This window comes from Asaia sp. SF2.1 (genome assembly GCF_000505765.1).
Lineage (GTDB): Bacteria > Pseudomonadota > Alphaproteobacteria > Acetobacterales > Acetobacteraceae > Asaia > Asaia bogorensis.
Genome location: NZ_AYXS01000034.1, coordinates 19,195 through 27,437 on the forward strand (window position 1 = coordinate 19,195; position 8,243 = coordinate 27,437).

Genomic DNA, 8,243 nt, shown 5'->3' on the forward strand with positions numbered 1-8,243 from the left:
CTGAATGAAGCGTTCGGCTGCGGCCTGCAGGTCAGCATTGGAGGTTGTGAGCGTCGCTTCCATCTGGTTGAGAAGCGGGTCGTTCAGCAATGTCCACCAATTTGTGGGTAGCGTGGCATCGGCCGGGGTGGCTGTGGCGAAGGGGCCCTGGCCGTGCCAGCTGGCTGGCACGACGAAGGTGGGCGGCTTGTAGGTTGGCGCGAGGTCACAGGCTGACAGACCGAAGGCTGTCAGAACCGTGCCGCAGGCCAGAGCCAGCTTCTTGATCTTGCTTGTGGTCATTCCGAGGCCCCGAATCCGGACTGGTTGTAGCCGCGCTGGGGTGTGGTGACGTTGACCTTGTCACCTTCCAGCAGGTCGGCTGGCGGGTTGGCGATAATGCGATCCTTGGGCGAGATGCCTGCCTGGATTTCGGTTGAGGTATCCGCCATGCGGCCTACGACGACGTTCTTGTAGTGGACCGTGTTGTCGTCATTCACGACGACGACCTGCATGCCTTTTTCCTCGAAGACGAGGGCGGAGGTCGGGACCTCGAAAAGGTGGGCCGTTTCGTTGTGGGCCTTGAGCTGGACCGAGGCGAAGGTGCCGGGCCAGAGAACCTCACCGGGGTTTTCCATGGTGAATTCCGAGGTCACGGTGCGGGTGTTCGGGTCATAGCCGCGTGCTGTGGTCAGGAAGCTCGCGCGGAACTTCTTGTCCTTGAACTGGGGCACGCTGACATCGGCGGTGATGTCGGGCTGGAGGATATAGGAGAACACTTCCGGCACGGACACGAAGAGGCGCAGCTTGTGCACGTCGGCCACGGTAAACAGCTCGGACGCTGCACCCGTGCTGTTGAGATTGCCGCCACCATCATGGACGTAATCGCCCACATTGATGCTGCGCGATGTCACGATGCCATCGAAGGGGGCCACGATGGTCTTGAACTTCTCGAGGGCCGCAAAGTGATCGACATTGCGCTGGGCGGCATCGACCTCGGCCTTGGCCGATTGCTCGTTGGCGTTCGACACAGAGACCGACTGGCCTGAAACCGATTGCGACTTGCCCATCGCGCGCCAGCGTTCGGCTGTGACGGCGGCAAGGTGGTACTTGGCGAGTACCGCATTTAGGTCCGCCTGAGCCTGGGCGTACTGCGCATCCAGCGCGGGTGCGTTGATTTCGGCCAGCGCATCGCCAGCCTTCACATGGGCGCCGTAATCCTTGAACCACATTTTCACATAGCCCGAGACCTGCGGGTAGATCGGGGCCTGATACCATGCATCGATATTGCCGGGGAGGGTGAGGGCCACCTTGTCAGGCGACTGGATGGGGTTCAGCACCGCGACATTCGGGATGGCGTTCTGCGCCGTTTCGGTGGCGAGGGCGTGATTGTGGTGGACGCGACCGACAACGAGGGCGCCGACCCAGAGCGCGAGGACGCATCCTCCCGCAACAGCGATGATCTTGGGGGAGGTGGCCATTAGACGGTTTCCTTCTGGCGGGCAGAGCGGTTGTGCAGGATCGCGTAGACGCAGGGCACGAAGAGCAGGGTGGAGATGGTAGCCACGATCAGGCCGCCGATGACGGCGCGACCAAGCGGCGCATTGGTGGAGTTTGAAGTGGCCATCGGGATCATACCGACGATCATGGCGAGCGCGGTCATGAGAACCGGACGGATACGACCGTACCCGGCCTCGATGGCAGCGCGCAGTGCATCGCCATGAACCTCGAGGCGCTCACGGGCAAAGGACACGACGAGGATCGAGTTGGCGGTGGCCGTACCCATGCACATGATGGCGCCGGTAAGGGCGGGAACCGACAGGCGGGTGCCGGTCAGGAACAGGGCCCAGGCAATACCACCCAATGCGCCGGGGAGGGCCGTGATGATGATGAACGGGTCCAGCCAGGACTGGAAGTTCACGACGATCAGCAGATAGATCAGCACGACGGAGACGCAGAGGCCGAAGACGAGCTGGACATAGGCACCATGCATGGTGGTGGCCTGACCATGAACATCGACCGCTGTTGTGCGCGGCAGGTTGGGGGCATCCTTGGCGATGGTGTCGTTTACGGCGTCGAGCACATTGCCCAGATCGGTGCCCTCGACGTTCACGTAGATGTCGATTTCTGACATCGAGTTGTAGTGCGAGACCTCGCCCGGTGTGCCGGTAGGCACGACATCGGCAATGGCGCCCAGAAGCTGCGTCTGGTCGTTGGGGTTGCCGTCACCCTTGTCGATGGGAACCGTGAGCAGGTCGTTCAGGTGAGTGAGCTGGTCCTGCGACGTGTAGACGTTGAGCGGGAAGGTCACGTTATCGACCGGATCGAGCCAGAACTGGGGATCGACCACGCCGGAACCCGCGAGGGTGAGCAGTTCGTTCGTAGCGAGATCGTTCTCGCTCAGACCGGTGGCCTGGCTGAAGGTACGGTTGCCATTCACCATGAGGGTGGGGGTGGACATCGTCTGCTGGATCACGACATCGGCCGTGCCCGGGATCTGGCGGATCTTGCCGATCAGGTGCTTGGCGTAATTGTAGTTATCAGAGACGCTGGGGCCGGAGAGCTGGATGTCGATCGGTGCGGCCGAACCGAAATTCAGGATCTTGTCGGTCAGGTCGGCGGGTTGGAAGGTGAACACTGTGCCGGGGAAGCGTGCCGAGAGATCCTTGCGGAGCAGGGCGCGGTAATCCCACACGGGTGATTCCTCATCCTTGAGCGCAATGGTCAGATCGCAATCCTGCGTGCCGATGGTCGGCGTGGGGATAAAGGCCTGGTTGTGCGGACCTTCAGGCAGGCCGCAATTGGAGATGATGTTCTCGACCTTGCCCGGCAGGAGCTGGTTGATGCGATTATCGACCAGCGCGGCGATGCGGCCTGCGACTTCGATACGGGTGCCGAGCGGGGCACGCATATGCATCTGCAGCGAGCCCGATTTGACTTCGGGGAAGAAGTCACGACCTGCGACGCCATAGAGACCCAGCGAAGCGATGGAGATCAACAGGAACACGCCGACAAACATGCCGCGACGGGCCACGCAGCGTGTCAGCAGCGTGTTGTAGCCTTCGCGGAGATTGTTGAAGCGATGCTCGAAGCCACGCTGGAAGCGGCCGAAAAAGCCCTTGGGCGCCGGGGCGTGGTCGTCATGGCCGTGGGCATGGTGGACCTGACCGGCGAGGAGGAACTTCGCCATGGTGGGCACAAGGGTACGCGAGAGGATGAAGGACGCGATCATGGCGAACATGATGGCGAGCGCCATGGGCATGAAGAGATAGCCCGCGACCCCGGACAGCTCGAAGAGCGGCAGCCACACGATGCAGATGCAGGTGGTGGAAACGAAGGTGGGGATGACGATCTGGTTGGCGGCGTCGATGATGGCGAGTTCGAGATCCTTGCCCATTTCGAGATGGGTATCGATGTTCTCGATCATCACGGTGGCGTCGTCGACGAGGATACCGACGGCGAGGGCAAGACCGCCAAGGGTCATGATGTTGATGGACTGACCCGCCCAGCCGAGCCCGATGATCGAGCAGAGAATGGCAAGCGGGATGGAGGTGGCGATGATGACGGTGGAACGCCACGAACCGAGGAACAGCAGCACCACGATGCCGGTCAGGATGGAGGCCGTGATCATTTCACGGACCACGTCCTTGATCTGTTCCTTCACCATGACCGAGGCATCGGCAAGGATGGAGACCTGAACGTCCGGGGGCAGGATGGCGCGCAGGCGTGGCAGAAGGGCCTTGGTGGCGGAGACCACGTCGAGCGTCGAGGCCGTACCACCCTTCTGGGTGATCATCTCGACGGCCTGACGACCCTTGACGAGCACAAGGTTGGTCTGGGGATGACCGCCGCGATACACATCGGCCACGTCACGGATATAGATGACGGCGTTGCCAACGCGCTTGACCGGGATGGCAGCAATGTCTTCCATCGATTCCGGCGCAGCGTTGGTCTGGACCATCCAATCCGTGGCGTCGATCTTCTGGTCGCCTGCAGGGAGAACGATGTTCTGTGCGGTAAGAGCTGCCTGAACATCCGCAGCCGAGAGGTGGTGGGCGCGAAGCTGTTCCTGATTGAGAGACACCATCACGAAGCTGTCCATGCCACCATAGGGATGGGCGACGACGGCGCCGGGAACGGTGGCAAGGAGCGGACGAACACGGATGACGCCGAGTTTGAACAGATCGGAAGGTGTCTGTTTCTCGGAGGTGATCTGAAGCGCGATGACAGGAACCTGTGAGGGATCGAGCGCGACGATCATCGGGGCCGGCACCTTGGGCGGCAGGCCGAGGAGAATCGTTTGTGAAATGGCTGTCACTTCTGCTTCAGCCGTACCGACAGGTGTGCCAGGCTGGAAGTAGATGTTGACGATCGAACGCCCGTAATAGGAATTCGATTCCATATGCTCGATGTTCTGCACAGTCGTCGTGACTGCCAGCTCGAAATTATAGGTGATTCGCCCGGCGAATTCGTTCGGCAGCAGACCGGGATAGGTCCAGATGACCGAAACGACAGGCACCTTGATCTCGGGGAACACGTCGGTTGGCGTCTTGAAGATCGACATGATTCCAAACATCAGAATCAGGATCGAAAAGACGACAAAGGTCAGGGGCCGCCTTAAGGCAGTTACGACGATGGCGTTCATGAATTCATGCGCTCTCTTCTCGTACGAAGGGAAGATGCCTTACGGCAGTTTATGTTGTTGCATTAATCTGAATTAACATTAAGAAAATGATAGCGTAGCGTTGACGCTGATCATTACTTATCCAGATTACTCATCTTCGGATCGTATAGGCGCTGACATAAAATGTCGCATAAATGTTGTTTTAGAGAATGGTTGCAGAACGCATCTGCACCGGTCTTGTGGCTTATCGCCATAATCTATTCTTGACTTTATGGCACAATGCCATTAATAAGACGTTAATCGTCCAGAAGTCAGTTCGGCTTCAAGGCGCAGCTGGTCGGTTGTTGCTGATCAAAACGCAAGGGCGCGAGGCGCAAGGAATGGTTGAGAACGCGTATGTTCTCGTTTTGTTCTTGCTGCGTCCCGCTTCAGGCGCTATGTCTGCGTACGAAGAAGGCTGTTTTCCGGATGTGCGATAAAAACGAGGACGCTAAGAATGGTCCTGATCTTGTTTCCTGGGCGCCTCTTGCATGTCGCAAGGCGTGCTTTTGTCCATGTGAGACGCCATGTCCTGCTGCTGGAGTACCAACTCTGGGTGCAGAGCCGCCAGGCGGAGAGCCATCTCTTCATCCGTGCGACCGTTCAGCACCCCTTTCAGGAGAAAGTCGGTCGAGACCCGTAAGCGATTGGAGAGAGACATGATGAGGAACACGCTTGGCGCGCGATCGCCCTTCTCAATCTTGTTCAGGGTCGAGGCATCCACGCCCAGTAGGCGCGCGCATTCGCTCTGATTGGGAAAGACGAGTTCTCTTGCCCAGGTGATACGACGCCCGATGGCGCGTTGAACGATCGCAAGCGAGTCGGGACGTTTGTTTTTGGCCATGAGGCATTCATAGCAATGGCTCATTGCCAAATCCAGAGGGGAATTATCAGTCATAAGCATGATTGAACTTATGGCATTTAGCCATATTTTGGGGTGAATCAGGTGGGTATCATGAAAATGTCCGCAGAAAAGCCCAGTCGGGCCACGACCGGTGCCGAACTGGCGAGAATGCTCATGAGCATGGATCGTCATGCGAGGGTGGGGCTCAGGCCAGAGCGCAAAAGGGGGCGTTCTTTAAATGGCGCATCATCCGGCCAAGACGTGAATAAGCCTATCTCCAAGCTGGTCGTGCGTGCATCGGAAATCACGCGATGCAGGGTGGTGGCCCTGGAGTATGACCGCGATGAGTCTGGAGCGCTGCCGGCAGGTCACAAGGTGAGTTGGGGCGCTTTGTGGCCCGAGGGTGAAGCGCCGGCTTATCACGAGGTTTGCGGGTATGGGGCGGCACGTCCGGTAATCTGAAGTGGTGCGAAGGTCAGGCTGAATTATGCGGCGTCTGGATATGGGGGGGCAGGATTGGGATGACGAAGAGCGAGGCGGATCGGGTTCGGGAAGAGAACATGCCAACGCCTGAGAGGATGTGTCGTCATCATTTCAGGAAGGAGGGTGAGGCGCTTCGGCTGTGGTCGACAGTGGCCTGGCTGTATAAGGCTGGCGATATCGGAGACGACGAGGTGGCGGCGGCGCAACGTTGGCGCGCAGAATATGACTACGCCGAGAGGGGGGTGGTCGAAGCGCAAGGGGAGCGGAGGGCCACGGAGAAAGGCGATATCCACACGTGGATGCTCGGACGGGGCAAGTGCGCAGCGCGGTTAAGACAGCTCCACATGCTCATGGGGGATAGCCTGCATAGCCGGATCGAGATGATGCTGATCAGGGAGATGAGTTTTCCTGATATGGCACGGTTGATTTTCCCTGAAGGGGCACGCGCGCAGGCGAGAACCAAGACCGCAGCACAATGTGCTCTCGCATTGGAATGGCTCTGTGGATATTATAATAATAAAAATATTGCAAAAATTCATAAAATATAGTATAAATAATACATGCTGAAATAATTAGATATGACAAATCCCGACATCAACGTCGGGGATGTGGTTGTGTGCAGAAATTACCTGTTTGTCGTTGTGCATACCGGTTTGGAAAATGCTGTTCTGAGCCCGGTGATTGCAGCTTCGGAATTGCGCCATCGCGCGGATCTGCCCTTGGGGTGGAGTGATATCGCAGAAGCGAACCTGCCCTCGGGCGATATGAGGGTAAGGGCAGTGCCTTGCCTTCGCAAAAAGGCAGGCCTCGTACGCTTGGGCTCTGTTCGTCCTGCCTGTGTCGCGTTGATCAGACAGCGCCTCAGGCATGAGATGGCAGAGAAAGACCGAGAAGGGATCGGATCCTTGGCGTCGCGCCGTCGATGTCATCTGTGATTGTGACGGTAGGGGTCAGCACAGCGTCATACCTGATGCTGCAGGCTACGAGGCGTATGCGATGCCATTATCAGGCTCATGGCAGGTCTCGATTTGGGATCCGGTATTATCATGAGCCGGGTTCGATATTGGCACGGACAGGTTTTTTTCGACGCACCACTCCTCAGGCTCAGGCAACGGAGTTGGAATGGACAGCAGAAGCGCCATCCGGGGGCGCCCCAGAGGCAAGGGCTTGCAAAGCGTCTTTCTCGATCATCTCAGAAAGAGCGCCAATGTTTCGGAGGCGGCACGTGCCGCGGGAATTGATCGCAAGACGGCCTATAACTGGCGCCGTGGCGATGAACTGTTTTGTGAGAAATGGAAGCAGGCACTGGAGGAGGCGACAGATCTTCTAGAGGCTGAGGCCAGGCGGAGAGCCATCCATGGCTACGAAGAGCCGGTGCTTTACGGGGGGCGGCTTGTTTGTGATGCCGAGGGTAATCCGGTGACGCGCAAACGCTACAGCGACGGGTTGCTGCGTATGCTTCTGCGGGCGCATCGCCCGGCGAGCTTCAGGGATGTGCCAAGAAAAGGTGACGAGCCCGAGCCGGAACTGACCCTGGGCGAGGGTGATGACACGCTCTGAGTCGCGTTTTGCGCTGACACCGGTTCAGGAAGAGGCCAATCGGCTGCTCGGGGGAAGGGCCCGCCACATATTTCTTCGCGGAGGATCGCGCTCGGGCAAGACATTTGTGTTGATCCGGGCGCTGGTTGTCAGGGCCTTGCGGGAGCCGCACTCGCGGCATGGCGTCTTCAGGCACCGCCAGAATGCACTGCGAGCCAGCATCATCCAAGATACGTTTCCGAAAGTGATGCAATGCTGCTTTCCGCAGCATCGGTACAAATGGGACGGGCAGAGCAACAGGATCCTGTTTCCCAACGGGTCGTCGATCCTCTTTGGGGGGCTGGATGACTCAGCGCGGACAGAGAAAATTCTCGGGCTGGAATTTGCGACGATCTATCTGAATGAAGCCAGTCAGATAAGCTATGGCGCGCGGAACATGTTGCTGACGCGTCTCGCACAGCGTTGTGGATTGATGCCGCGGGAATATATCGACGCCAATCCGCCTGCGACCGATCACTGGTTATACGCCGTTTTCGAGAGTGGCATCGAGCCACGGTCAGGGATGCGTCATGCGGACCCCTCGCTTTATGCCTCGATGGTCATGAACCCTGAGCAGAACCGGGCCAATCTTAGCGAGGCCTATCTGGGCCAGCTGGATGCACTGCCCGAACGCGATCGGAGGCGTTTTCTGCTGGGGGAGTATCAGACCGTTATCGAGGGTGCGCTTTGGCGGGG

At 58.6% G+C, this 8,243-nt stretch carries 6 protein-coding genes and 1 pseudogene; 3 read left to right on the plus strand and 4 right to left on the minus strand.

Annotated features, from left to right (window positions below; translation table 11 throughout):
- The 4 genes and pseudogenes from P792_RS37660 to P792_RS31330 form a co-directional block, all read right to left on the minus strand.
- A pseudogene (locus P792_RS37660) lies at positions 1-282 on the minus strand (secretion protein); the annotation flags it as partial.
- A complete protein-coding gene (locus P792_RS31320) occupies positions 279-1,460 on the minus strand; it encodes an efflux RND transporter periplasmic adaptor subunit (RefSeq protein ID WP_023979309.1) in 1,182 nt (393 codons plus the stop codon). The gene P792_RS31320 and the pseudogene P792_RS37660, both read right to left, overlap by 4 nt.
- On the minus strand, positions 1,460-4,624 hold the full coding sequence (locus P792_RS31325; RefSeq protein ID WP_023979310.1) for an efflux RND transporter permease subunit: 3,165 nt from the start codon (positions 4,622-4,624) through the stop codon (positions 1,460-1,462). Before P792_RS31325 ends, P792_RS31320 begins: the two co-directional genes overlap by 1 nt.
- 469 nt (positions 4,625-5,093) lie before the next feature.
- Positions 5,094-5,678 carry a helix-turn-helix domain-containing protein gene (locus P792_RS31330; protein ID WP_235075487.1) on the minus strand — a complete coding sequence of 195 codons (585 nt, stop codon included), beginning with the start codon at positions 5,676-5,678 and terminating at the stop codon, positions 5,094-5,096.
- Between the two features lie 329 nt (positions 5,679-6,007).
- Here P792_RS31330 and P792_RS31335 point away from each other — a divergent pair, with 329 nt between their 5' ends.
- The 3 genes from P792_RS31335 to P792_RS0119380 all read left to right on the plus strand — a co-directional run.
- Entirely contained in the window at positions 6,008-6,517 is a 510-nt protein-coding gene (locus P792_RS31335; RefSeq protein ID WP_023979312.1) for a hypothetical protein, read from the plus strand.
- Positions 6,518-7,091: 574 nt separating this feature from the next.
- Positions 7,092-7,529: a hypothetical protein gene (locus tag P792_RS31345; protein WP_023979314.1), complete on the plus strand. Its 438-nt coding sequence runs from the start codon at positions 7,092-7,094 to the stop codon at positions 7,527-7,529.
- On the plus strand, positions 7,516-8,243 hold a 728-nt coding region (locus P792_RS0119380; RefSeq protein ID WP_200863483.1), incomplete at its 3' end, for a phage terminase large subunit. The genes P792_RS31345 and P792_RS0119380, both read left to right, overlap by 14 nt.

Bases quoted from the DNA above. Each gene is read 5' to 3' on its own strand.
- P792_RS31335 (WP_023979312.1), top strand. From the start codon at position 6,008: ATGACGAAGAGCGAGGCGGATCGGGTTCGGGAAGAGAACATGCCAACG.
- P792_RS31320 (WP_023979309.1), bottom strand. From the start codon at position 1,460: ATGGCCACCTCCCCCAAGATCATCGCTGTTGCGGGAGGATGCGTCCTC.
- P792_RS31330 (WP_235075487.1), bottom strand. From the start codon at position 5,678: ATGACGATCCATGCTCATGAGCATTCTCGCCAGTTCGGCACCGGTCGT.
- P792_RS31325 (WP_023979310.1), bottom strand. From the start codon at position 4,624: ATGAACGCCATCGTCGTAACTGCCTTAAGGCGGCCCCTGACCTTTGTC.
- P792_RS31345 (WP_023979314.1), top strand. From the start codon at position 7,092: ATGGACAGCAGAAGCGCCATCCGGGGGCGCCCCAGAGGCAAGGGCTTG.